We start from the raw sequence: 22,811 nt of genomic DNA, 5'->3' as shown, positions 1-22,811 counted from the left end.
GCGAGACGGAGCGGGCGAGCAGGAAGACGGCCCCAGGAAGAGGAGCCGGTTCAACCAAGGCACTGGCCTGAACGATTCAGGCCTGCCCCATGGGATCTAGAACAGAAGGGTCTCTCCCTCGGCGACGAGGTCCGTCTCCACGTCGTGGTCCGGGACTTCGAGGTTCTCGTCGTAGTGGATGTCCAGCCAGGATGTGACGCGATCGTCACCCGCGCTCGACTCGGTGGAGAACCACTGGTTGTTCTCGCCTCCGCAGATCTCGATCGAGAGACCTCGAATGACGAGCGGTGTGGCGAGGGTGAACTCCAGACCTCGACGAACCCACGCACGCTTGATGGCGCCCAGAAGCAGGTTCGAGAGTTCCGCCAGCGAATCCTCGGCCCGCGTGCGATCGCAGGTTGCCAGGTCGTCGCTGGGACCCGTCCTGGCGAGGATTCGGTCCAGCCCGGCCTGGCTCGTGGCGACGCCGAGCGTGCCACGAACCTGGCTACCAGCGAAGCCGATGACGGCGGCGCGGCAGAGCTGAGCGGGTTCGCCTTTGGCGCCCGGGGGAACCGCAGGGATGAGGGCCCTTCCTGCGTCGTCGAGAGTCGTTTGTGCGAGGTGAGCAAGCTTCATGATAGTCCTGCTCTGGTCGGCCTCATGGCGCTGCAAGGTTGAGGACCTCTAGGTAAATCCCCTGAGGTTGATCCGCTCAATCCCGCGAATGGGAATGTTCCCCCGGGGAGCCGCAACCCGCGAGTCGAAGGGGCCCACCTCTCGATCGGCGCGCTCAGGGAAGGGTTCATTGCTACGGGATTTCCCGATTCTTGGCCCAAGCCCGGGGCGCTGTTGCGCCGATCTCTTCTGAAGACAGCACCCCAGCCAGACGCAGGCCCTCCTTCGGAGCCCTGAAGCTGGCGTCGGAGATCCCCATGAGTGAGCTAGATGAAATCGTCAGAGAGTTCGTCGTCGAGAGCCTGGAAGGCCTCGACCTCGTGGACGCAGAGCTTCTGAAGCTAGAGGCGGATCCCGAGGACGAACAGACGCTCCAGAGCATCTTCCGCACGATCCACTCGATGAAGGGGGCCTGCGGCTTCCTCGAGTTCAGCGTGCTGGAGAGCGTGGCGCACGCGGGGGAGAACCTTCTGGACGCGCTTCGCGAGGGAGAGATCGCGCTCGACAAGGGGCTCATCACGACGCTCTTGGAGATGAACGACGCGATCAGATCTCTGCTGGGGACGATCCAGGACTCAGGGTCCCACACCGATGCGGGCGACTTCGGGTCGCTCGTAGCTCGGCTCCACGAGAGCCTGGATCAGGCCACCGCGGAGACGATGGAGGCTGCATCCACGCCCGATCTCGAAGCTGCGGTTGTCGCCGAGGAAGAAGCTCCTTCTGTGGAGCCCCCGTCCTCCGAAGGCGACCTCGAGGGCGCCGCGCCGGTTCCCGAGGCCATCGACAGCCCGACACCCGCCAAGAAGAAGCCTGTCACGACCAAGGCGTCGTCCGCCTTTCCCGTCGTTGCGAAGAAGCCTGAGAGCGCCACCAAGGCCGACGCCGACATCACCGAATCGTCCGGTGCTCAAGCGGCGAAGAGCGCAAGCGAAAGCAGTATCCGACTTCGGGTCGACCAGCTCGATGCTCTCATGAACCTCGCCGGTGAGCTAGTTCTCGCCCGCAACCAGGTCGTCCAGAACTCCTCCGACACCGAGGATAGCGCAGCCCACGCGACCGCCCAGCGACTCAGCCGCATCACGACCGAGCTGCAAGAAGGGATCATGAAGATCCGGATGCAGCCCATCGGCACCCTCTGGAGCAAGCTGCCTCGGGTCGTACGTGGCATGTCGATGCAGCTCGAGAAGGAGGTCGAGCTGAAGATGATCGGCTCGGATACGGAGGTCGACAAGACGCTCCTCGAGGCCATCAAGGACCCTCTCACCCACCTGGTTCGCAACTCCCTGGATCACGGCATCGAGAAGCCAGATCAGCGTGAAGCCAAGGGCAAGCCTCGGATCGCCACACTGACCCTCTCCGCGTTCCACGAGTCGGGACAGGTCAACATCGTGGTTCGCGACAACGGTCGCGGGATCGACCCCGAGATCATCAAGGCAAAGGCGGTCGAGCGCGGTCTCATCACCGCGATGGAAGCCGTTCGCATGGACGACCGTGCTGCCCTCGACATCCTGTTCATGCCCGGCTTCTCCACGGCGGAGCAGGTCACGAGCATCTCGGGCCGCGGGGTGGGTATGGACGTCGTCAAACGCAACCTCGAATGCGTCGGCGGCACCGTCGAGATCGAAAGCGAGATGGGCTCCGGGACCGCCGTGGTGGTTCGTATTCCGCTCACTCTCGCGATCATTCCGGCTCTAACCGTTCACTCCGGTGGAAATCGCTATGCGATCCCGCAGGCCAACCTGGTCGAACTGCTCCGCGTTGGCCCTGAGTCTGCGGTCGGCATCGAAGAAGTCTTCGGGCAGCGTGTCTTCCGCCTTCGCGGCGACCTCCTGCATCTCGTCGACCTGAACGAGCAGCTCGGCACCGAGTCCACGAACTAAGAACAGGAGTGCAGCATCGTGGTGGTGCAGGCATCGGGGCGATCCTTCGGCCTCGTCGTCGACGGCATCTACGAGTCCGAGGAGATCGTCGTCAAGCCGCTCGATCGCGTGGTCAAGTCGCTGCAGGCCTACGCCGGCACCACGATCCTGGCGGACGGACAGGTGGCGCTCATCCTCGATATTACAGGGCTCGGGCAGCGAGCCCAGCTCATGTCGGAGGATGAACTCAGGCGCGCCGCGCGTCAAGGCGCCGCCGAACATGCCCGGAGTACGGCGGATTGCAAGGATCCGATCGAGTACCTCGTCGCGTCCGTCGGCGGGGACCGCAGGGTGGCCATGGAACTCAGCCAGGTCGATCGACTCGAAGAGGTGGAGTCGGCCACGGTCGAGAAGGCGGGTACGCTCCGCTTCATCCAGTATCGAGGTGAGCTGCTTCAGCTCATCGACGTTGGGCAGGCCATGGGAGCTGCTAGCTCGACGGATCCAGATCGCCGCGTCTGGAAGACCATCGTTCGCTCCAACGGTGGGACTTCTTACGGCCTCGTCGTCGATGACGTCCTCGATATCATCGAGGTCAGCGCGAACGAGAAGCCCCATCCTTCACCCGACTCCGCGATTGCGTCCGTCCTCGTCGTCGGCGGCCGTGTCACCGAGGTGATCGATGAAGTCTGGCTGGCTGCCTCCTTTGGAGCGTTGGGAGGACCCGAGCTTCATGCGGACGGAACCCCTACGAACCGCGGTCAAGCGCCTCCCGAGGAGTCGTTGCAGGTGGCACCGGAGGTCACGCAACTCTGCACGTTCCGACTGGGGAAGACGCTCTACGGAATCGACGTGCTGGACGTGCAAGAAGTTCTCATGCCGCTCCAGCGAACGCCCATTCCACTGAGCCCGCCTGAGGTCGAGGGTCTCCTGAATCTGCGCGGCGACACCGTGTTGTCGGTCGACCTCGGCGTTCTGCTCGGTATTCCCGAAGCGGAACGGATGGCGCGCGCTCGAAGCGCACGGACGAGCCTCGGCAAGGGAGCCGAAGTGCCCGATCGCATGAACGTGGTTCTCCGCTCTTCACAGGGCAGCTTCAGCATGCTCGTGGACGAGGTCGGTGAAGTCCTGGATCTCCCGCGAGCGCTCTTCGAACCTTGCCCTTCGACCATCTCGTCGGTCCAGCGGCGGGTCGCCTCGGGTGTCTTCAAGCTCCAGAGCGACATCCTCATCCAGCTCGACGTGGACCAGCTCCACGCGCTCGTCGCACAGTCGCAGGCGCTGGCTCGTGTCTGATTCATCCTCCGAAGCGAGAGCCGCAACGCTTGCCGCCCTGTCTCCCACGCACACTCTTCCCCTCATCACGCAGGCCATGGCTACCACATCCAACCATCCGAAAGCTGACGCTCACCGTCTCGCCCTCCTCGAGTCTGTCGTGGGGAGTGTGCCGATCAACATCCTCGTGGCGGATATCGAGGGGACGATCATCTACGCCAACGAGCGCTCGATCGAGACGCTTCGGCTGATCTCCCACCTGATTCCGATCCAGCCCGAAGACATCCTGGGAGCTTCGATGGACGTCTTTCACAAGGTGCCCTCGCGTCAGCGCGGAATGATCAAGGATGACGGTCGGATGCCGTACGAGACCCGCATCTACCTCGGGGACGAGGTTCTGGATCTCAAACTGTCCGCGGTCTACGGCGAAGATGGAGCCTACGAAGGGCCGATCGTGAGCTGGGCGATCGTGACGAATCACGTTCGACAGCAGGAGGAGCTGGAGAACGAGCGCGCCAAGCAGGTCACAGCCGCCGCGATCCTGGAGGGCCAGGTAGCACGCGTACTCGAGGTCGTCTCGAAGGCTGCCGCCGGTGACCTCACGAACCAGATCGAGATGGAGGAAGACGGGGCCATCGGTCAGGTCGCAGCCAGCCTCGATCTCTTCCTCGAACGCCTCCGGGGTCACATCAGTCTGATCGCGGGCAACTCGTCGCTTCTGGCGAGCGCGGCGGAAGAGATGTCGGCAACGAGCGATCAGCTCAAGCGCAACTCGACCACGGCCACGGCGGCCACCGCGGACCTGACGGGCGCGGCGCGCACGCTGTCCGAGAGCGTTCAGACCTTTGCGGCAGGCACTGAGCAGATGACGGCCAGCATCCGTGAGATCGCGAAGAACGCGGAGAACGCCTCGCGCGTCGCCAATGACGCCGTGAGCTTGGCTCAGTCCACTAACGAGACTGTCGGCAAGCTCGGGGAGAGCAGCGCGGAGATCGGTCAGGTCATCAAGGTGATCACCTCGATCGCGCAGCAAACCAACCTCCTGGCACTGAACGCGACGATCGAAGCCGCACGCGCTGGCGACGCCGGCAAGGGCTTCGCGGTGGTGGCCAATGAGGTGAAGGAACTTGCCAAGGAAACGGCCCGGGCCACCGAGGACATCGCCAGTCGGATCGAGACGATCCAATCGGATACGCGCGAGGCCGTCTCCGCCATCGACGGCATCAGCGTCATCATCGGGAAGATCAACGACATCCAGGGGACCATCGCCAGCGCTGTCGAAGAGCAGACGGCGACGACCAACGAGATGGCCAAGAACATCGCGGATGCGAGTGTCGGTACCTCGGAGATCGTGGAGAGCCTCTCCGCCGTCTCGCAGAGTTCGAGCGAGAACGCGACGGGAGCCGTGGAGGTCCAGGGTGCCTCGTCAGAGCTGGCCCGGATGGCCGCCGAGCTGACCAGCCTGGTATCCGAGTTCTCCTATTGATTCGAAACTTCCGACCTGTTGATCCGCCAACGCCTTTCAGACCATGAAACCCACGATCGAGACCGGACCACCACTTCGCGTGATGGTGGTCGATGACTCTCCTGTGACTCGACGGCTCATCGAGCGCGTCATTTCCCGGGAGGAAGGTCTCGAGCTCGTGGCGGAGCTGGCGGACGGCAAGCAGGCCGTCGAGATCGCGATTCGCGAGCGGGTCGATGTGCTGATCCTCGATCTGGAGATGCCTGAGATCGACGGGCGCGAGGTCTTGATGCGGCTCTATGAGCTGGGTACGCAGATGGGCGTCGTCGTCTATACGGGCGCTGCCCAGGAAGAGGTCGAGGAGCTGGAGAAGAGAGTCGCGCGACGTCTGATCTGCCGGATGATGCCAAAGGGCAACGGGGCGGGCGGAGGCATCGAGGGCCTCAAGGACTGGCTCGTCAGTACGATCTACGACCTGGGGCAAAGGGTCAGAGTACGCTCGCGCGATGGAGGCGGCGACGGGCCTGCGGGTGAGGTAGCGCGTCCAGTTCGGCCCCGGTCGTCGGCAACCGGCTCCGGGTCGAAGGCAGTCACGCCGGTTCTCGGGGATCTCGACAGGAGCCCCGGGAAGAACGGACCAACCCAATCGAACGGGACGAATCCGTCGCCGCCAGCTGCGTTGCCTCGTCTGTCTGCCGGTGCCAGACCAGCCGCGTTTCAGCGTGACTCACGTCGTTTTAGCATCCTCGTCGTGGGCGCGTCCACCGGAGGCCCCGAGGCGCTGCGGCAGATGATTCAGGACCTACCGGCCAATTTTCCGATCCCGGTCGCCATCGTGCAGCACATGCCGATCGGCTTCACGGCGCAGCTCGCCGCTCGATTGGACTCGCAGTGTGCGATCACGGTCCGGGAGGCGACGGAGGGAGAACGGCTCGAGGCAGGGGTCGTCCTGATCGCGCCTGGAGGGAAACACCTCGAGGTCCATCGTGACGGGCCGCACCTCACGGCAAAGCTCACCGAGAACGAGCCGGAGAACAGCTGCCGGCCAGCGGTCGACGTTCTGTTTCGTTCCGCGGCTGCCGCGGTTCCGAGGAACCTATTGGCGGTCATGCTCACCGGGATGGGGCAGGACGGGCTGGTCGGAGCGGAGTGCATTCGCGAGACCGGCGGGCTGGTCATCGTTCAGGATGAACCGACCAGCGTCGTCTGGGGCATGCCGGGGGCCATCGCGAAGGCCGGCCTCGCCAACGAGGTCCTGCCACTATCAGAGGTCGGTCCGCGCACCGTGGAGCACGTCCTTGCCGGACGCACGAACGGGAGGGTCGCGTGATGCACGATCAAGACCTTCACTTTCTCATCGAGCTCGTTCGATCGAGCACCGGCATTCAGCTGGACGTCTCGAAGAGCTACCTCCTTCAGTCGAGGCTCAATCCGTTGCTTCGGGTCGAGGGGATGAAGGACCTGCACGAGCTCTGCAACGCGCTCAGGGGATCGGGTGCGCGACGCCTCTTGCCACAGGTCATCGATGCGATGACGACGAACGAGACGTCCTTCTTTCGCGACTCGGCGCCGTTCCAGCAGCTGGCCAGGGAGGTATTCCCAGGACTGCTCGATGCGCGACGCCAACTACGGAAGCTACGTATCTGGAGTGCGGCTTGCTCCAGCGGGCAGGAGGCGGTGAGCCTGGCCATCTTGATGGCCGAGCACTTCCCCGAGCTTCGAAACTGGGACGTGAGAATCCTGGCCACGGACGTCTCGCCGGCGATGGTTGCGCGCTGCCGGGCCGCCACCTTCACGGAGAACGAGATGGGGCGTGGGATGCCTCCGGAGCTCCGCCAGCGCTACTTCGATAGAACGGAGAGCGGGTGGCAGGCCAAGCGAGAGATCCGCGATCTACTCCACGTGAGGGAAGTCAACCTGATCCAGCCGCTGGTTGGTGTGGAGACCCAGGATCTCGTTCTTCTTCGCAACGTGCTCATCTACTTCGACGAGCCGACGCGCGAGAAGATCTTCCAAGGGATCACTCGGGTGCTCGCACCTGATGGGTTTCTCTTGCTCGGGACGGCGGAGAAGCCGCGTTCCGATGGATACGAGCGGGCCTTCGGTCCAAACGCCAACGTTTTTCGCAAGGCCGCGTGAGGCCCTTCGCCCGTCTACTCCCTCTTGCCACCCCCCAGCACTGACATGAAAGCCATTGTCACCGACGACTCCAAGGCCACTCGAATGATCCTCGCCAAGCTCCTCACGGACTTTGGCTTCGACGTGCAGACCGCGGAGGACGGCCCCAAGCTCCTCGAGATGCTGACCGACGCGGCCTGCGATCTCTGCCTGGTCGACTGGAACATGCCAGGTATGAACGGCACCCAGGTGATCCGGACGCTTCAGGCGCACCCCGATTGGAAGCTGATCCCGGCGATCATCGTCACCGATGAAACCAAGAAGGAGCGGATTGCCAGCGCGCTGGAAGCGGGCGCCATCGGCTACCTGCCCAAACCGTTCGAGAAGAACGCACTCGCAGAGATTCTCCAGAGCGCGGGCGTCGGGATGCCCTGAGGCATTCGTCGACTGGCAGGGACCCCATGGTTCGAGGCGTATCCGACGACGCGGATGCGCCTCGAGTCCATGTCTTTTCAGTCGCCCCTTCAGGGGGCAAAAGCTCTGGAGGACCGAGGGCGGGTGCGTGGGCGCGGTCCCGTCAGATCACGACGTCGTCCTGACCTTCCCGTCGGTAGGTCACGCTGTAGAGGTCGCTGCGCCGATCCTCCCAGACCTTGATGGTTCCCTGGTGGCTTTGGCGCCGGAGGACTTCCAGGTCCACGTCGTGGATCACGAGCGTCTCGATGTTCGGCGTGCACTCGCCCGCGATGCCGTCGCGAGCGAACGCGTAGTCGAGGGGCGTGTAGATGCCGCTTTGGGCGTAGTGTGTATCCGCGTTGTCCACGAACGGTAGATTGCCCGCGCACCCCGAGATGGCGACGTAGACCGAGTTCTCGATCGCGCGTGCCTGGGCGCAGTAGCGGACCCGCAGATAGCCCTCACGGTTATCCGTGTTGAACGGGACGAAGAGAATCTGGGCACCCATGCCGGCCGCGATCCGCGCGATCTCCGGGAACTCGACGTCGTAGCAGACGAGGATGGCGACCTTGCCCCGGTCGGTCTCGAAGACGTGGATCTCGTCCCCGCCTTCTACGCCCCACCAGCGAACCTCCGCAGGCGTCGGATGGATCTTCGCCTGGCGCTCGATCGTACCGTCCCGACGGAAGAGGTAGGCGACGTTCTGCAGTCGATCGTCGGTCAGCGTGAACTGACTCCCCCCGATGATGTTGACGTTGTACTTGATCGACATCCGGGTGAAGAAGTCGAGGTACTGGGGCGTCCACTCGGCCAGTTCACGGACGGCGCCCGCCGGGCGCTTCACCGTCTGGAGCGCGAGCAGCTGCGTCGTCATGAGCTCCGGGAACAGAACGAAGTCCGACTTCGCGTCGGCGGCCGCGTCGATGAAGTATTCGCACTGCTGGCAGAACTCCTCCCAGGAATCGAGGTGCCGCATCAGATACTGCACGGCGGCGATGCGGGCGGGCGCGACGTGGGCCCAGCGACGGTTCTTGTCCGCGACGTACTCCAGGTTCGTCCACTCGAGGTGGGTGGCGTAGCCCCGTGACGCGTGATCGGAAGGGAAGTAGTCCGGGATGAGCTGGCGGAGCACGAAACCGTTGGCGACCTGGGTGGTGAGGACGGGATCGTAGAGGCCGCGTTCGGTCACGCGCTCGACGTACTCACGCGCGGACATCTCGTCGGCTTTCTCACCGTAGCCGGGGATGCGGCCGCCGATGATGATGCGCGCCAGATCGAGCTGGCGAACGAGGTCCTTGCGCGCCTCGTAGAGTCGCCTCGCCAGGCGCAGGCCGCGGAAGCGCGGGTGCACCATGATCTCGATGCCGTAGAGCGTGTCGCCGCTGTCGGTGTGGTTCCGGATGTAGCCCGCGTCGGCGACGATGCGCCAGTCGTGCCAGTCAGCGACGACGTCCGAGTCCACGATGAGCGACCCGGCGGACGCGACGACCTCGCCCTGGTAGACGACGACCATCTGACCGGCCGGGAACATCTTGAGCTGGCTCTGGATCTGCTCGATGCCCCAGGTCTCCATCCCGGGGAAACAGGCGGCCTGCATGGCGATCAGCGCGTCGAAGTCCTCGATCTCCAGGGGCCGCAGGATGATCTTCTTTTCGAAGTCCGCAAGCTGGATGGGGTCGGTCGAATCCGGTTCGTCGGGGGAGGTGGTAGGGAGGTGGGTCATCGGTGGCCACTCCCCATCGGCAGGGGAGGTATCGTCGGAGGGTTGGGTTGGCCTGTGACGTGCAGGTGGCCGACTCCGGGGGAAGAAGCTCCCCACGGGCGCTGGAGCGAAGAGGATAAGATCCGCGGCGATCATGATCCGATGGATCTGGCAGTTCCACGGATCAAGGGGGGGACGAAACAGCGTTCGATCGGAGCACGATCGAGCTGAGTGGGGGACGACGACCCCCCGAGGAAGCCGCCGCCCAGTCCGTACCGCGGACCAAGTTGCTGCCGCCTACTAAAGAGTGTCGCGCATCCACGCCGTCGACAGACTGTCCGCGTACTCGTTCCAGCGGTTCCCCGAGTGCGCGGCGATCCACTCCAGCTTGCAGTCCGGGTGCGCCTCGTACAGCGCGAGCAGCTCCTGGACGAGTTCCAGGTTCTTGATCTCGCCGGTCTTCTTCTTCCAGCCGCGAGCCTTCCAGTTCGGCGCCCACTTCGTGATGGTGTCGACGCAGAGGCGGCTGTCCGTGAAGATCGTCTCCGTCGCGTCCTCGGGGAGGAGCCGGAACGCCTCGATCAGCGCCGTCAGCTCCATGCGGTTGTTCGTGGTCTTCGGCGACTTCCCGTGGCGGTGCTCGACGACCTCGCCGGCGCGGACCCAGACCGCGCCCCAGCCGCCCGGGCCCGGGTTGGGCACGGAGCTGCCGTCGGTGAAGACGCCGTCCGCGGGACCCTGCGTGTATCGCTCCATCACCTGGGCGAGCGTGAGGTTCTCCTCGACGGCTCTCGGGGCGCCTCCACCGAAAGAGCCGCCCCGCCGCGCGCCTCCGCGGCGTGAACTCGATCGCGCGGAGCCGCCCGAGGCGACCTTCTTCGGCGAGTGCTCGCGGCAGAACCTCGGCTTCCAGCCGGGGTACTTGTCGAGGGCGGACTGGGAGACGGAGAACGACGCGGAGCAGGTCTGGCACTGGAAGTCTGGCATGGGGCCAAGAGGTTACTCGGGAGCACCACCCTCGACCCAGCGTCTCCCCGCGTCCGTGACCGTCGCGGGACCGCGGAGAGCAGCCATCCGGGTTCCCGGGACGAGCGCGCGCACCGGACGCTCGAAAAAGGCGGCGTGCTCGGCGATGACCGTCTCGAGTGGATCTGGCAAGGCGTCCCATGAGGGCGTGCCCGTGCAAATTCGGCTAGGCTCGAGCCAGCATGGGACATCACCTTCAATGGACGGCCTTGACCGCGTGTGCCGGAGTTCTCAGCTTCCCCTGCCTCCAGGAGCCCGTGCGAGATCGCGTGGACTCGGTCGAGAGCCTGAGCACGCAGCGTCTCCGGCTCGAGTCGCCGGAGGCACCGCGCCTCGAGCCCGTGCTTCCCTTTGGCGCCTATCGAATGAGCATGGGAAGACGCAGCGCAGCGTCTTTCGTACTGGAAGGTGAAGCCGAGCCTGTCAGGATGTCAGCGAGCCTTCGCGCGACCATGGGCGAGGTCTCCATTCTCTGGACGCACGGCGAGGACCCATCGGTTTTGTTCGGCGATCCAGAGCGCCAGCCTCTCACGCGCTACGAGGTGGGCTTTCCCGCGGCGTCCATCGCGTGCCGTCCAGGTGGACGCCTCCTGATCGGCGGGCTGGACGAATCCAGCCGCCGGCCGATCTACGAGGTCTGGACCTTCGGGGAACCCAAGCTGATCGACGATGAGTCGGGCGAGCCGACGCTTTCGGAGCCAGAGGTCCTGGAGCGAGTGCGCATCCCGGCGCACGGGCACGACCTCAACTACGGCGTGGCCCAGGCGATCTGGACCGGCGGCGCGATCGGCGACGATCGAGCGTGGATCTTCACCTACCCGGAGACGGACGTTCGCGAGCTTGACCTGCGCACCGGCCGGTCCACCGTGATGTTGAGCCCGACGGAAGCGATCGGAGCGGTCGCGCCCTGGCCCGGCCTGGATCGAGCGTGGAATGGAGCGCGGTACTGGGGGGATCACAAGGCGTGCGGCCATTGCTACATCCTGACACTCATGACCGACATCTCCTTCAGCAAGGGCAAGCTCACATCGCTCATACTGATGGACCGTAACCGCGACGGTCTCCTGGACGACTGGACGCCCCTCTACTCCCAGGAGAAGTACCCCGAGGGCCTTGACGACCGCGAGAACTGGATCCGTGACTGAAGACTTCGGCTCAACACTTGGACCGCGGGACCGCGGAGGCGACCAGCCCCGTCCTGCGGCTGAGGACCTTCCCCTCAGCGCATTCTGGAGAGGGTCTCGGCCGCTTCCATCGTCCCACCCGGCGAGCGGTACGGCCATGAGTTCGTCAAGGACTTCGTGGCACTCCCCGGACTCGGCGTTTCCGATCTTGCTGAGCGTGTAGCGAAGCTGCAGCGCCCTGCGCTCAGAGATACCGCGTCGCCACGACAGCCGGACCCAGAATCGCCCCGGTAGGCGCGCGCTGCAGAAGCTGGAACCCGATGGAGTCGCCCGGTTGGAAGCCGATGAGGCCGGGTTCAGATCCGTTAAGGCTCGTCGACACCGCGCCTGCCACATCCGCTTGGAGGACTCCTAGGCGCCGGATCGTGCCTCCGATGCAGAGTGGGCCGTAGACCGTCGGAAGGTTCGCGCTTGGACTCCCGGCGACCAGAAAGCAGAAGGCGGAAGGGGACAGGGATGTGGCCTCTAGCTCGAGCTGAGACCAGGTGGGAGAGAGTGCGCCTGTTGCGACCAAGGGCTGGCCCTGGGCACCTGCGCAGGCGCTCTGGATTGCGGGACCCATCAGCGCAACGTGAGCCTGACTCGGACCGGCCGACGCAAACTGCGCGTCCCCGATCACAACGAGACCGTTTTCGAGGTCGATCGCCGTTCCCAGGCCATCCGCTTCGCTGATGCTCTGGATCCACGTCCACCCCTGGCTCGTGCGTTCGAACGCGCTCACGCGCCCTCCACCAGACGGAGCCCATGGGTCGAGTCCCCCGGCAACGAGGAGGTCGCCGTCGACGGAGATATGGATGCCAAACCCATTGGACTGCGACTCGACCGGTGCTGTGAGTCGTTCGACGTGCTGGCCGGTCGCAAGGTCAAAGACGTCCACGGTGCCACGGGCCCGCCCTGGCTCCTGCTTTCGCGCCGAGCCGACGTACGCGAACTGATCGTCAAGCTCGATGGATACACCAAAGCTCCCGTAGGTTCCATCAGGCGGAGTAAGGTCATGCTCGAGCGCCCAGCCGCCCGCGGCGCCGCGGCGAAACGTCTGCGCAATTCCGAACGACGAGGCGAAGATGTAGTACCCCGGGCCACTCGCGGCGATCCGGTCGCCACGGACCGCGACGTCAAAACCAAAGAAGGCTCGGGTTGGAGCTTGAGTGGGATGAAGCACGTCCACGCTGGCCCAACCGGTCGCTGTGTTCTCGTACACGTGCACGGCGCCTTGGCGGTAAGCAAGACTGCCTTCCAATCGTGCACCTACGGCGAGAACCGAGCCGTCGCGATCGAGAGCGCATCCGAAGTGATCGTCTCCTACCAGCCCGTCATTGAGCAACAGCGTGGGCTGCCATGCTCCGCCAACTCGATCGAAGATCTCCACGACCCCGGTGTTCTGGCTCGCCTGGAAGTCGCCGACGATGAGCTGGTCTCCGCGCAGATGGACTGCGCTTGCGTATCCACTCGACGAGCTTCCGAACCCCTGGGCCAACGAGGCGGAGAGGGACCACCCATTCGGACCCAGGTCGTAGAGGTGGACACGTCCCGGGCCGAAATGGCCCGCATGGCGGGTCGTGGCAGTGATGGCGAGCTGGTGCCCATCGAGCGAGACGCCCGTGCCGAAATAGCCTGCGCCTGGGCCCGGAGGGGTCGGGAGGACTTGAACGACGGATTGGGGTACGAGAGCGAGAGCGAGCGCGAGTGCATTCATGACTCGCTGAGTGTACTCCGTCGGTTCGGTTCTGCGCGTCATTCTCACCATCGAGGACCCCCAGCGCATCGAGCGTGGGCGCGACTTTGGGGGCTACCTCGGGCTCGTTTCCAGGCGAGGACAGTCTTGCAAGGGCGACTCCGAGATGCGCCTGACCGAGGCGGACGAGAACGAGGTCCGTCGACGTCTCGTGCAAATGCGCGATGCAGTCGCTCAGGCCGTTCGGCAAGGGTCACGGCCCCGATCGATTCCTCCAAAAGCGCCACGACCAGCTCGCCATGACGGCGGCACCGTTCACTCGAACCGGATCCGCACCGCGTCCGTGAAGTTGGACGCGGGAGCGCCGGTGGCCGATTCGCGGAACCACGCCTGGAAGAACCATGACTCACCGGCGGTGGTGGCCACGAGTCCTGCGGGAGTGGGGATGGCGCCAAGTGGTACGTCGAGCTGAATGACGCCCATGGGGCCGGAGTTCATGATCTGACCCGGCCCAAGGAATCGCCCGATCGCGCCCCCCAGGCAGAGGTTCCCGAAGCTGATCCCCGGGTTGCGAACGAACGAGCTCGCGCGGCTGGCCAGGAAAAAGCCAAAGGCGTTGATCGGAAGCAGACGGGCCGTGAGCGTCAGGTCCTGGTCGACGACCCGAACGGATCCGGTGGCGTCGAGGATCGCAGGGCGCCCGAATGCGCTCGCGTTGGTCCAGCACACGACGGACCCGATGGTACTCGACCGCTCGTAGGCGCCGAGGTCCGGGTGGGGTGCGAAGCCCGGCGCGGCGTTCGGCGTCGAGGGGTCGTCCACCTCGCGGCGACGGTGCTCGACGTCGGCGCGCACGTGGTGGCTAGCGATTGCGTCTGGATGGCCCGCGTCGATGGCCGGCGACGACGCGGTCAGGCGAAGGTCTCGGTTCGGAAGGTCCACGAACAGGGGGTCCGCGCCTGAACAGCCGGTTCCCACGAAGCCACCTTCGACGATGCAGTACTCGACGTCGACGCCGTTCGTGATCTGATAGGCGGAGGTAGACCCACCGCCCGCGCCTTCATTGCCCCAGAGGATCGAGTTGCGCACCGTCGTCCATGGCCCGGCCACGTGGATTCCCACGGCGGAGATGTTGGGGAACGTCGATTCGTTCTCGGCGATGGTGCAGCCGGTGATGTGCACCCTGACCGCTCCGGCGAGGTACAAACCTCCGCCGCTCGAAGCACCCGTGGCGTGGTTGTCGACGAACACGGTGTCGGTGACCAGCGTGTCCTCGGTTTCGACCATCGCGAGGCCACCGCCACCGGAAGCTCGGCAGTCCTTGATCACGCAGCGCTCGAGGCGGAGCTCCGGGCCGAACGTGGCGGAGACCGCGCCTCCGCGGTCCCCAGCTGTGCACCCTTCGAAGTGCGTGTCCAGGAGATGGAGCGTGCCGGACAGGCCATGCACACCGCCGCCGAATCGCCGGGCGTGTAGCTGTTCGAGGCGGCAGTTGCGAACGGTGAGTTGCGCCGCGTCTTCCACGAAAATCCCGCCACCGTCGTTGCGGAAACTCGTGAAGCCGTTGGCGTTTCCGCCCTGGATGGTGAATCCATCGAGTTCGGCGACCGTCCCTTGCCCGGCCGCCCGGACGACGTGGTAGGCATTGTCAGCCAAGGTGGTCGGGGCCCCGATCACATCGTTGTCCAGGAGATCGCCGGTGAGGATCGACGGATTCGAGCCGAAGGGGGGGCGCTGGTCCGGATCCGTCTCTCCACCCGCAAATCCGCCGAAGAGCTTGACCTCCCCGACGAGGTCGAACGACACGCCCCGTGCACTCCCAGTGTGGGTACGGTAGCGGCCGCCAGCCACGTAGATGTCGGTGAAGAGCAGGCCTGAGTTGAGCGCTGAATGGAGGCCGTTCTCCCCCTGGAACGCGTTGGCCCAGCTGGTTCCGTCGCCGGAGCCCGTCGTGAGGTCTGCGTCGACGAAAATCGTCTGCGCCTCGGAGGCGCTAGCGAGGGAGAGGAAGGCGAGAGAAGCGAGGACCGGAGGTGATAGGCGCATCTTGAATACCGCGGGAAGCAGTGGATGGGTGGGGTGCATCCTAATGCCTCCCGCCAGATCATGCTGACCCGAGGGGCGCGGCCAGGCCAGCGGCCCCCGAATGGAGCCTGGATCGCCCATCTTCGCGCAAGGAGGGGCTGCTATCAGCTCCCAGGACCCGGCCTGTACCTCGGGAGCGTGTCGCGAAAGGCAAAGGCCAGAGAACCATCCGCTGGCCAGATCTCTTGAAGCGGGTTGTCTCGGAGGATCTTCTCCGCTGCCCGCGTGGGGATGGGGATAGCCAAGAATCGGGCCCCAGGCTTCGGCGACTGGCGTGTCGACACCCCGCTTGGAAGTTCTACCTGTCGCCGGGAGAGAGGAGCCGTAAGGAAGATCCGGTACGATGCATCCCATGCACCGTACCGCTCTCCTACTCGCGGCATTGGCTGCCCTATCGCCGACCTCGGCCGCCGCGCAGCAAGCCCCCGAGCCCCTCCCTGAACCTTGCCGCGTGCTCTTCCTCACGCACTCGGCTGGATTCACCCACTCGGTGGTACGCCGGGCGACCCAGGCCAGGCTGGCCTACGCGGAAGTGCAGTTGACGGAGGCCGCCAAGGGTCGGATGACGATCACCGCGACCCAGGACTGCGGCGACATCAACGCGGAGAACCTGAAGCGCTTCGACGCGGTGCTGTTCTACACCACCGGCGAGCTCCCCATTCCGAAGAGCGGCCAGCAAGCGCTGCTCGACTGGATCCGCGCCGGCGGAGCTTTCGCGGGCAGCCATAGCGCGACAGACACTTTCTACGAGTTCCCCGGCTACATGGACATGGTGGGAGGCGCTTTCGCCGGTCACCCGTGGCACAAGGAGGTGGGAGTGCGCGTCGAGGAGTCCGGGCACCCGGCGGTGGCGCACCTGGGCTCGAGCTTCAAGATCACCGACGAGATCTACCAGTTCGAGAACTTCCGTCGTTACCCGCTGCGCGTATTGATGACGCTCGACCCGGACTCGATCGACGACATCCAGAAGGGCCGCCGCAAGGACGGTGATTACGCGCTGGCCTGGTGCAAGGACTATGGCGAGGGAGCGATGTTTTACACGGCCCTGGGCCACCGCGAGGACGTATGGAGCGACCCGCGCTTCCAGGAGCACCTGATGGCCGGCATCGAATGGGCTGTGGCGGCACCGAGCGAGTCCATTCCGGCGCCCGCCGGCGCCCAAGTCCTCTTCGACGGCACCAACCTCGACGGCTGGAAGCAAAAGTCGGGCGACCAGGTGGCCGGATGGAAGATCGAGGATGGCGCCATGGTCTCCTCCCGTTCCGGCGACATCGTCACACGCAAGGAGTACGGCGGCCCCTTCCTGCTCCATGTCGAGTTCTTCGTACCGATCACTCCAACCACCAACGGCTGGCAGGACCGCGGCAACAGCGGCGTCTACGTCCAGGGGCGCTACGAGGTCCAGGTCCTCGATTCCTACGGCCTGACTCTCCGAGCGGGGGACTGCGGGGCCATCTACGGGAAGCACATCCCCGTGGTCAACGCGAGCCGCCCGGCCGGCCGATGGCAAAGCTACGACATCGAGTTCACACCGCCCAGCGTCTCCGAGGAGGTCACGAAAATGGCCAAATCCCGCATGAGTGTCTGGCACAACGGGGTGCGCATCCACGATGACGTCGAAGTGGATTCCCCCACCGCGGCTGGCATGGGCGGCGAACCCGGCATCGGCCCCATCATGCTCCAAGATCACGGACATGCGGTGCGATACCGAAACATCTGGCTTCTGCCGCGTTAGCCCCCCTCCGACGAGAATCATCATGTCCCCAAGAAACCAACGCACTCGCCGTGACTTCCTGAAGAAGTCAGCCGTGGCGACCGCCGGCCTCACCATCCTCCCGCCCTACCTCATCACCGGTGCCCGCGCCCAGGACGGCAAGGTTCCGCCGAGCAGGAGGATCAACCTGGGCGTGATCGGCGTGGGCGGACGGGCCGCTCGCGTCGTGCCTGAGCTTTGCGCCAACGGGAAGGCGCAGCCGGTAGCGTTCTGCGACGTCGACTTCAGCGCCAATGGGGTCCAGGACAACCTCGAGAAGTACCCCGATGTGCGCCGGTTCACGGACTTCCGGGTGATGCTGGAAGAGATGGGCGATGACATCGACGCCGTGAGCGTCGTCACGCCGGATCACACGCATTTTCCGGCCGCGATGCTCGCCATGTCGATGGGCAAGCACGTCTACGTCGAGAAGCCTCTGACGCATTCCTACCGCGAGGCAGACATGCTGATGCGGGCCGAGAAGAAGTTCGGGGTGGTTACCCAGATGGGCAATCAAGGCCACAGCTCGGGCGCCTATCTCCAGTTCGCGAGGATGGTCGAGCAAGGGGTCATCCACGACATCACTGCCGTCGAAGCCTGGAAGTCGCCCGGCCTCTTCTTCATGAACGCTGCCGAGCGTTTCTCCCAGTACCCGAAGGGAGAGACGGTCCCCGAGACCCTCGACTGGGATCTGTGGTGCGGGCCTGCGGAGAAGAAGCCCTTCAGCTCGAAGTACCATCCCTTCGACTGGCGGGCTTTCTGGCTCTACGGCAACGGAATGCTGGGCGACTGGGGGGCGCACATCATCGACTTCGTCCATGAGTTCCTCGAGCTAGGTCAGCCGACCCAGCTCACACCGCTCCGCATCGAGGATGCCAACGATGTCCTCTTCCCGCTGAGCTCGCACCTGAAGATGAAGTTCCCAGCGCGCGGTGCACACCCGGCCCTGGACTTGACCTGGCGCGACGGCGCGGACTACCTCCCCAGGATTCCGGACTCGTTCAAGGAGAAGCAACCGGACGGCAGCCTGAAGGAGCCCGACCTCGGGGGAGCCGGCACGGTCCTGTACCGGGCGGACGGCGAGTACGCCATCACGCGCGGCTCCCATTGGGGCAACTCCAGCGTGATTCCTGCTTCCCGGGCCAAGGAGCACGAGAAGGCACTCGAAGTCGAGAGCCCGAGCCTCAACCACGCAGAGAGCTTCATCGCGGCCTGCATGGGCGAGGGTCGCACGCGATCCCCTTTCCGTGTGGGAGGCGACCTGACCAAGACGCTGCTGCTCGGCGTCATATGCCAGCGCCTCGCAGAGGAACTGAACTTCGACCGCAAGACGGAACGGTTCATCGGCAACGACCGGGCGAATGCCCTCCTGGACGGCCCGCCGCCGCGCGACGGCTGGGAGCAGTACTATCGGATGGTGTAGCGAGCGCATCCGGCACCATCATGGAGCGTCGGGTTGACGAATTCGTTCCCCGGCCCCAACGTGGCTCACCATGGACGAACAAGACGACTCAGTGGATTGGACGCTCGACGAGTTGGAAGCCGCGATCCAGTCGCTCCGATTGGACCTGCCTCAGGCCCGGAAGCGAGATTTCATCAGGAAGTGGGTGCAGCCACTGCTCTTCCTGGCGGCGGTCGCCTTGATCTTCACCACCTCGGGCGACGATCGGGCCTGGCCATGGCTCGTCGCGGTCATGGTGGTGAATCACCTCGTGGACCGGTTGATGGAGCCAACGGCCGATCAGGTCTCCAGTGAGTACTCACGGCTCCGCGCCATGAAACGCCTGAAGCTCCTGAAGAAGGAACTGGACGAGCAACGAGGACCGGTGTTCAGGGGTGGCGGCAGGCCGATTTGGCGTCCAGCCCCAGAAGGCCGTCTCCAGCTCGTCGCTGCTGCCCAGGGAGACGGCAGTCGGAGCGTAGCGGTAGTACGTTGGATGGTTGAACCCGGCGCGATCGTGACGGAGACGCAGCCGATCGCGCACGTGCAGTATGACGCTGCGACCCTCGAATTTCCGGCGGACAGGGCGGGACGAATCTGTGAGCTGCTGGTACCGGCCGGTCGGGAGGTTCCGATCGATACCGTCCTGTGCGAGCTCGAGCCCGACAGCCTCCCGTTGACCACCCCCCAGGAGGCTCCAGCGGCCTGATCTCAACGACTGGGCGACAACTACCTTGACACTCACCGCCCCCCCCCCATGGTTGGATCCCATTGGGGTTCGGCGCAACGCCGCGAGCGTGGATCCTGGCAGTTTCAGCTCGCGAATCATGCAGGCCAACGGATCGTGCCGCCCTGCGTTTGTAGCTTTGCGTCGTGGTCGGCCCTGGTCATTCTTACGAAGACCTCCGGCCGTGGGTTCATTGATCAGGAGCGCCACCTCCAGTCACGAACCTCAGGCATGTCTCGGCCGTTCCTTTCGATGTACTCCCGGTGCTCGATCAACTTCGCTTGAAGGTGCTCCTTCAGCGCGGTGCCTGCAGCGCCCACCTCGGGCACCCGATCGATGGTGTCCATGACGAGGTGGAAGCGGTCGAGGTCATTGAGGACCGTCATGTCGAAGGGGGTGGTGATCGTCCCCTCTTCCTTGTATCCGCGGACGTGCAGGTTCTGGTGGTTCGTCCGGCGGTAAGTGAGGCGGTGGATCAGCCACGGATAGGCGTGGAAAGCGAAGATCACCGGCCGGTCCTTCGTGAAGAGCTCGTCGAAGTCCGCGTCGCTGAGGCCGTGCGGGTGTTCGGACGACGGCTGCAGCCTCATGAGGTCGACCACGTTGACCACGCGGACCTTCAGGTGTGAAAGGTGCTCGCGCATGATCGACACGGCGGCGAGCGTTTCCAGCGTCGGGACATCGCCGCAGCAGGCCATGACCACGTCCGGAACGGCGCCTCCGTCGTTCGAAGCCCAGTCCCAGATGCCGATCCCGGCGGCGCAGTGCGCGGCGGCGTCCTCGATGGTCAGCCAGTGCGGCGCCGGATGCTTGCCCGCGATGACCAGGTTCACGTAGTGCCGGCTGCGCAGGCAGTGGTCCATCACCGAAAGCAGGCAGTTGGCGTCCGGCGGGAAGTACGCTCGCACGACGCCCGCCTTCTTGTTCATGACGACGTCGACGAAGCCAGGGTCCTGGTGCGTGAGACCGTTGTGGTCCTGGCGCCAGACGTGCGAGGACAGGAGGTAGTTCAGCGAGGCGATCTTGTGCCGCCACGGCAGGCCGGCCGAGACGCTGAGCCACTTGGCGTGCTGGTTGAACATCGAGCCGACGATGTGGATGAAGGCCTCGTAGCAGTTGAAGACCCCGTGTCGGCCCGTGAGCAGGTAGCCCTCGAGCCAGCCCTCGCACTGGTGCTCGCTGAGCATCGAGTCGAACACGCGGCCGGTCCGCGCCAGAAACTCGTCGTTCGGCTGAGTGGCGGCCTCCCATTGACGGTCCGTGGTCTCGAAGACCGCGGCGAGGCCGTTGGAGATCGTCTCGTCTGGCCCGAAGATCCGGAAGTTGCGCTGGTCCAGGTTGCGCTTCGCCACGTCGCGAAGGAAGGGCGCCAGCACGCGCGTGTCCCCGATCCCGATCACGCCGGGCTCGGGAACGTCGGCCCCGTAGTCGCGGAAGTTCGGCATCTGCAGGTCCTGTAGCAGCTGGCCGCCGTTAGCGTGCGGGTTGGCGCCCATGCGTCGCTGACCCCTGGGTGCGAGTTCCGCCAGCTCCGGCATCAGCTGCCCTTGTTCGTCGAAGAGCTCCTCCGGCCGGTAGCTCCGGAGCCAGTCCTCGAGCAGCTGGAGATGCCCGGGGTGGGCTCGCGGATGAAGCGGAACCTGGTGCGCCCTGAACGTGCCTTCCACCGGAAGGCCGTCCACGAACTTCGGGCCGGTCCAGCCCTTGGGCGACTTCAGAACGATCATCGGCCAGCGCGCGGGCGCGACGTCACCGTGCAAGCGAGCGGCATCCTGGATCGCCCGGATCTTCTCGATGGCCGCATCGAGGGCCGTCGCCATCGCCTCGTGCATCCGCTCGGGCTGATCTCCCTCGACGAAGAGCGGTGCCCAGCCGTAGCCGCGGAGCAGCTGCTCCAGCTCCTCGTGCGGGATCCGGTCGAGCAGCGTGGGGTTGGCGATCTTGTAGCCGTTGAGGTGCAGGATCGGCAGGACGGCTCCGTCCGCGACCGGGCTCAGGAACTTGTTCGAGTGCCATGACGTGGCGAGCGGCCCGGTCTCGGCCTCGCCGTCGCCGATGACGCAGGCGACGATCAGCTCCGGATTGTCGAACACCGCGCCGAAGGAATGGCTGAGCGAATAGCCGAGTTCACCGCCCTCGTGGATCGAGCCCGGGCACTCCGGCGAGACGTGGCTGGGAATCCCTCCGGGGAACGAGAACTGAAGGAAGAGCTTCTGGAGCCCGGCCGTGTCCCGGGAGATGTCTGGATAGATCTCGCTGTAGGTCCCCTCCAGGTACGTGTTGGCCACGAGCGCAGGGCCACCGTGCCCGGGGCCGCTGACGTAGATCATGTCGAGGTCGTACTCCTGGATGATCCGATTCAGGTGTACGTAGATGAAGTTCTGACCGGGCGTCGTGCCCCAGTGCCCGAGCAGCATCTGCTTCACGTCGTCGATCACCAGCGGCCTCTTGAGCAGTGGATTGTCGAAGAGATAGATCTGGCCGACGGACAGGTAGTTGGCGGCACGCCAGTAGGCGTCCATCGCCTGGAGGCGCTTCGGTGTCAGTGTGTTGCTGTTCATGGTTCTCACGTTTCTCTTTCTTCCTCTAACCATCCTACCGGGTCGCCTTCACTCCACGGGGTCCCGTGCTGGAGGCTCGGGCTCGCGCGCGGCGACGATCTCCGCCTCCAGTGCGTGTCCCAGAACGCGTCGCCGGGGAACTCAACCAGGCAGGGACCAACACTGGCGGAGGGAATGGCCGCGAACTCTAAAGCTGAATCCGGTGGCGGCCGCGATGGCCTGCCGTCAAGCACGGACCGTGCCGTCGTGATCCCCCCGGTTGATGCGATCTCAGAGTTCGCTGGCCTGCCGGGGCGTCTTGCAGGGAATCAGCACCTTGTTCTTCCCCTGTGCGTCGCGTCGGGGCTTCAACTGACTCGGCGCTTTCGGTCCAAGGTGGCAACGATCATCAGGACCAGGCCCGCCATGGACACCGCCGCGTAGACTGCAAGGCGTTGAAGGTCTGCGTCCCCGAGGAATCCCTTGACGCCGGGCTGCCCGGCGTGGGCAGCTGACTCCCGTAGCGTGGTCACGTTCGCGGCTGCGATGCTGATGGCGAGCAGCCCGAGGACCGCGCGGGCGAAGCGGCGGGGACCATGGCCGAGCAGCAGTTCGAGGGTCAGTCCGAGCACGAAGAGCCCGAGCGCGATCCACAGGTCGCTGTGCTGCCGGTGGGGGGACCGTCCCATGGCATGGGCGGCCCAGGGCAGGAGGCAGGCGGTGGCGCCCAACAGCCAGGTGGCGCGTGCGAGGACTTTCATCGGGTAGAGACTACTCTTCCGGGCGATCACCGTCCGCCCATGGCGGGGGACAGGCGCCTCACTTCTCTCTGGCAAATGTGGCACCAC

Annotated in this window: 17 protein-coding genes and 2 pseudogenes; 11 read left to right on the top strand and 8 right to left on the bottom strand. The window is 65.0% G+C overall.

From position 1 onward, the window contains the following. Nucleotides 1–96 precede the first annotated feature (96 nt). Complete coding sequence (locus tag Poly30_RS26950; RefSeq protein WP_145205263.1) at nucleotides 97–618, bottom strand: chemotaxis protein CheX; 522 nt, start codon at nucleotides 616–618, stop codon at nucleotides 97–99. 296 nt (nucleotides 619–914) lie between these two features. Here Poly30_RS26950 and Poly30_RS26945 point away from each other — a divergent pair. From Poly30_RS26945 to Poly30_RS26920, 6 genes and pseudogenes are all read left to right on the top strand, one after another. After that, nucleotides 915–2,723: pseudogene (locus Poly30_RS26945) on the top strand (chemotaxis protein CheA); the annotation flags it as partial. Between the two features lie 24 nt (nucleotides 2,724–2,747). Next, nucleotides 2,748–3,812 (top strand): chemotaxis protein CheW, encoded by a 1,065-nt coding sequence (locus tag Poly30_RS26940; RefSeq protein ID WP_419191391.1) that lies wholly within the window; start codon nucleotides 2,748–2,750, stop codon nucleotides 3,810–3,812. A 76-nt stretch (nucleotides 3,813–3,888) separates the two neighbouring features. Further along, nucleotides 3,889–5,277: a methyl-accepting chemotaxis protein gene (locus tag Poly30_RS26935; RefSeq protein WP_145205255.1), complete on the top strand. Its 1,389-nt coding sequence runs from the start codon at nucleotides 3,889–3,891 to the stop codon at nucleotides 5,275–5,277. A 43-nt stretch (nucleotides 5,278–5,320) separates the two neighbouring features. Continuing rightward, on the top strand, nucleotides 5,321–6,586 hold the full coding sequence (gene cheB / locus Poly30_RS26930; RefSeq protein ID WP_145205252.1) for a chemotaxis-specific protein-glutamate methyltransferase CheB: 1,266 nt from the start codon (nucleotides 5,321–5,323) through the stop codon (nucleotides 6,584–6,586). Continuing rightward, a complete protein-coding gene (locus tag Poly30_RS26925) occupies nucleotides 6,586–7,395 on the top strand; it encodes a CheR family methyltransferase (protein ID WP_145205249.1) in 810 nt (269 codons plus the stop codon). The genes cheB and Poly30_RS26925 overlap by 1 nt, the downstream gene beginning before the upstream one ends. 45 nt (nucleotides 7,396–7,440) lie before the next feature. Further along, nucleotides 7,441–7,809 carry a response regulator gene (locus tag Poly30_RS26920; protein ID WP_145205246.1) on the top strand — a complete coding sequence of 123 codons (369 nt, stop codon included), beginning with the start codon at nucleotides 7,441–7,443 and terminating at the stop codon, nucleotides 7,807–7,809. A 142-nt stretch (nucleotides 7,810–7,951) separates the two neighbouring features. Here the strand turns inward: Poly30_RS26920 and Poly30_RS26915 are convergent, their stop codons facing one another. From Poly30_RS26915 to Poly30_RS28990, 3 genes are all read right to left on the bottom strand, one after another. Further along, the gene (locus tag Poly30_RS26915; RefSeq protein WP_145205243.1) at nucleotides 7,952–9,553 is read right to left on the bottom strand and encodes a GNAT family N-acetyltransferase; all 1,602 of its coding nucleotides are present in this window, start codon (nucleotides 9,551–9,553) and stop codon (nucleotides 7,952–7,954) included. A gap of 279 nt (nucleotides 9,554–9,832) precedes the next feature. After that, entirely contained in the window at nucleotides 9,833–10,519 is a 687-nt protein-coding gene (locus tag Poly30_RS26910; protein ID WP_419190724.1) for a ribonuclease H family protein, read from the bottom strand. A gap of 12 nt (nucleotides 10,520–10,531) precedes the next feature. Beyond that, on the bottom strand, nucleotides 10,532–10,690 hold the full coding sequence (locus Poly30_RS28990) for a hypothetical protein (protein ID WP_419190723.1): 159 nt from the start codon (nucleotides 10,688–10,690) through the stop codon (nucleotides 10,532–10,534). Nucleotides 10,691–10,740: 50 nt separating this feature from the next. Here Poly30_RS28990 and Poly30_RS26905 point away from each other — a divergent pair, with 50 nt between their 5' ends. Next, nucleotides 10,741–11,703, top strand: a complete 963-nt coding sequence (locus tag Poly30_RS26905; RefSeq protein WP_145205240.1) for a hypothetical protein — start codon at nucleotides 10,741–10,743, stop codon at nucleotides 11,701–11,703. Nucleotides 11,704–11,926: 223 nt separating this feature from the next. Here Poly30_RS26905 and Poly30_RS26900 read toward each other — a convergent pair whose 3' ends face one another. Beyond that, on the bottom strand, nucleotides 11,927–13,438 hold the full coding sequence (locus Poly30_RS26900) for a Kelch repeat-containing protein (RefSeq protein ID WP_145205237.1): 1,512 nt from the start codon (nucleotides 13,436–13,438) through the stop codon (nucleotides 11,927–11,929). A 10-nt stretch (nucleotides 13,439–13,448) separates the two neighbouring features. Here Poly30_RS26900 and Poly30_RS28985 point away from each other — a divergent pair. After that, a pseudogene (locus Poly30_RS28985) lies at nucleotides 13,449–13,640 on the top strand (transposase); the annotation flags it as partial. 92 nt (nucleotides 13,641–13,732) lie between these two features. Here Poly30_RS28985 and Poly30_RS26890 read toward each other — a convergent pair. Continuing rightward, nucleotides 13,733–15,463 (bottom strand): right-handed parallel beta-helix repeat-containing protein, encoded by a 1,731-nt coding sequence (locus Poly30_RS26890; RefSeq protein ID WP_419190722.1) that lies wholly within the window; start codon nucleotides 15,461–15,463, stop codon nucleotides 13,733–13,735. Between the two features lie 391 nt (nucleotides 15,464–15,854). Between Poly30_RS26890 and Poly30_RS28980 the strand changes: the two genes are divergently transcribed. The 3 genes from Poly30_RS28980 to Poly30_RS26875 all read left to right on the top strand — a co-directional run bounded on the left by Poly30_RS28980 (nucleotide 15,855) and on the right by Poly30_RS26875 (nucleotide 19,405). Continuing rightward, complete coding sequence (locus Poly30_RS28980; protein ID WP_419190721.1) at nucleotides 15,855–17,237, top strand: ThuA domain-containing protein; 1,383 nt, start codon at nucleotides 15,855–15,857, stop codon at nucleotides 17,235–17,237. A 22-nt stretch (nucleotides 17,238–17,259) separates the two neighbouring features. Next, nucleotides 17,260–18,678 carry a Gfo/Idh/MocA family oxidoreductase gene (locus tag Poly30_RS26880; RefSeq protein ID WP_419190720.1) on the top strand — a complete coding sequence of 473 codons (1,419 nt, stop codon included), beginning with the start codon at nucleotides 17,260–17,262 and terminating at the stop codon, nucleotides 18,676–18,678. Nucleotides 18,679–18,862: 184 nt separating this feature from the next. Then, nucleotides 18,863–19,405 (top strand): biotin/lipoyl-containing protein, encoded by a 543-nt coding sequence (locus Poly30_RS26875; RefSeq protein ID WP_419190718.1) that lies wholly within the window; start codon nucleotides 18,863–18,865, stop codon nucleotides 19,403–19,405. A 215-nt stretch (nucleotides 19,406–19,620) separates the two neighbouring features. On the opposite strand, the gene Poly30_RS26870 is transcribed toward Poly30_RS26875, so the two are convergent. Next, nucleotides 19,621–21,984: a phosphoketolase family protein gene (locus Poly30_RS26870; RefSeq protein WP_145205222.1), complete on the bottom strand. Its 2,364-nt coding sequence runs from the start codon at nucleotides 21,982–21,984 to the stop codon at nucleotides 19,621–19,623. 347 nt (nucleotides 21,985–22,331) lie between these two features. Then, on the bottom strand, nucleotides 22,332–22,724 hold the full coding sequence (locus Poly30_RS26865) for a hypothetical protein (RefSeq protein WP_145205218.1): 393 nt from the start codon (nucleotides 22,722–22,724) through the stop codon (nucleotides 22,332–22,334). Nucleotides 22,725–22,811 lie beyond the last annotated feature (87 nt).

Origin of the sequence: Saltatorellus ferox, from assembly GCA_007751475.1 — a bacterium.
Lineage (GTDB): Bacteria > Planctomycetota > UBA1135 > UBA1135.
This window is presented reverse-complemented; position numbering and strand designations above follow the sequence as displayed.

Bases quoted from the DNA above. Each gene is read 5' to 3' on its own strand.
- Poly30_RS26880 (WP_419190720.1), top strand. From the start codon at position 17,260: ATGTCCCCAAGAAACCAACGCACTCGCCGTGACTTCCTGAAGAAGTCA.
- Poly30_RS28980 (WP_419190721.1), top strand. From the start codon at position 15,855: ATGCACCGTACCGCTCTCCTACTCGCGGCATTGGCTGCCCTATCGCCG.
- Poly30_RS26910 (WP_419190724.1), bottom strand. From the start codon at position 10,519: ATGCCAGACTTCCAGTGCCAGACCTGCTCCGCGTCGTTCTCCGTCTCC.
- Poly30_RS26890 (WP_419190722.1), bottom strand. From the start codon at position 15,463: ATGCGCCTATCACCTCCGGTCCTCGCTTCTCTCGCCTTCCTCTCCCTC.
- Poly30_RS26920 (WP_145205246.1), top strand. From the start codon at position 7,441: ATGAAAGCCATTGTCACCGACGACTCCAAGGCCACTCGAATGATCCTC.
- Poly30_RS26915 (WP_145205243.1), bottom strand. From the start codon at position 9,553: ATGACCCACCTCCCTACCACCTCCCCCGACGAACCGGATTCGACCGAC.
- cheB (WP_145205252.1), top strand. From the start codon at position 5,321: ATGAAACCCACGATCGAGACCGGACCACCACTTCGCGTGATGGTGGTC.
- Poly30_RS26905 (WP_145205240.1), top strand. From the start codon at position 10,741: ATGGGACATCACCTTCAATGGACGGCCTTGACCGCGTGTGCCGGAGTT.
- Poly30_RS26870 (WP_145205222.1), bottom strand. From the start codon at position 21,984: ATGAACAGCAACACACTGACACCGAAGCGCCTCCAGGCGATGGACGCC.
- Poly30_RS26900 (WP_145205237.1), bottom strand. From the start codon at position 13,438: ATGAATGCACTCGCGCTCGCTCTCGCTCTCGTACCCCAATCCGTCGTT.
- Poly30_RS26940 (WP_419191391.1), top strand. From the start codon at position 2,748: ATGTCGGAGGATGAACTCAGGCGCGCCGCGCGTCAAGGCGCCGCCGAA.
- Poly30_RS26950 (WP_145205263.1), bottom strand. From the start codon at position 618: ATGAAGCTTGCTCACCTCGCACAAACGACTCTCGACGACGCAGGAAGG.
- Poly30_RS26925 (WP_145205249.1), top strand. From the start codon at position 6,586: ATGCACGATCAAGACCTTCACTTTCTCATCGAGCTCGTTCGATCGAGC.
- Poly30_RS26865 (WP_145205218.1), bottom strand. From the start codon at position 22,724: ATGAAAGTCCTCGCACGCGCCACCTGGCTGTTGGGCGCCACCGCCTGC.
- Poly30_RS26935 (WP_145205255.1), top strand. From the start codon at position 3,889: ATGGCTACCACATCCAACCATCCGAAAGCTGACGCTCACCGTCTCGCC.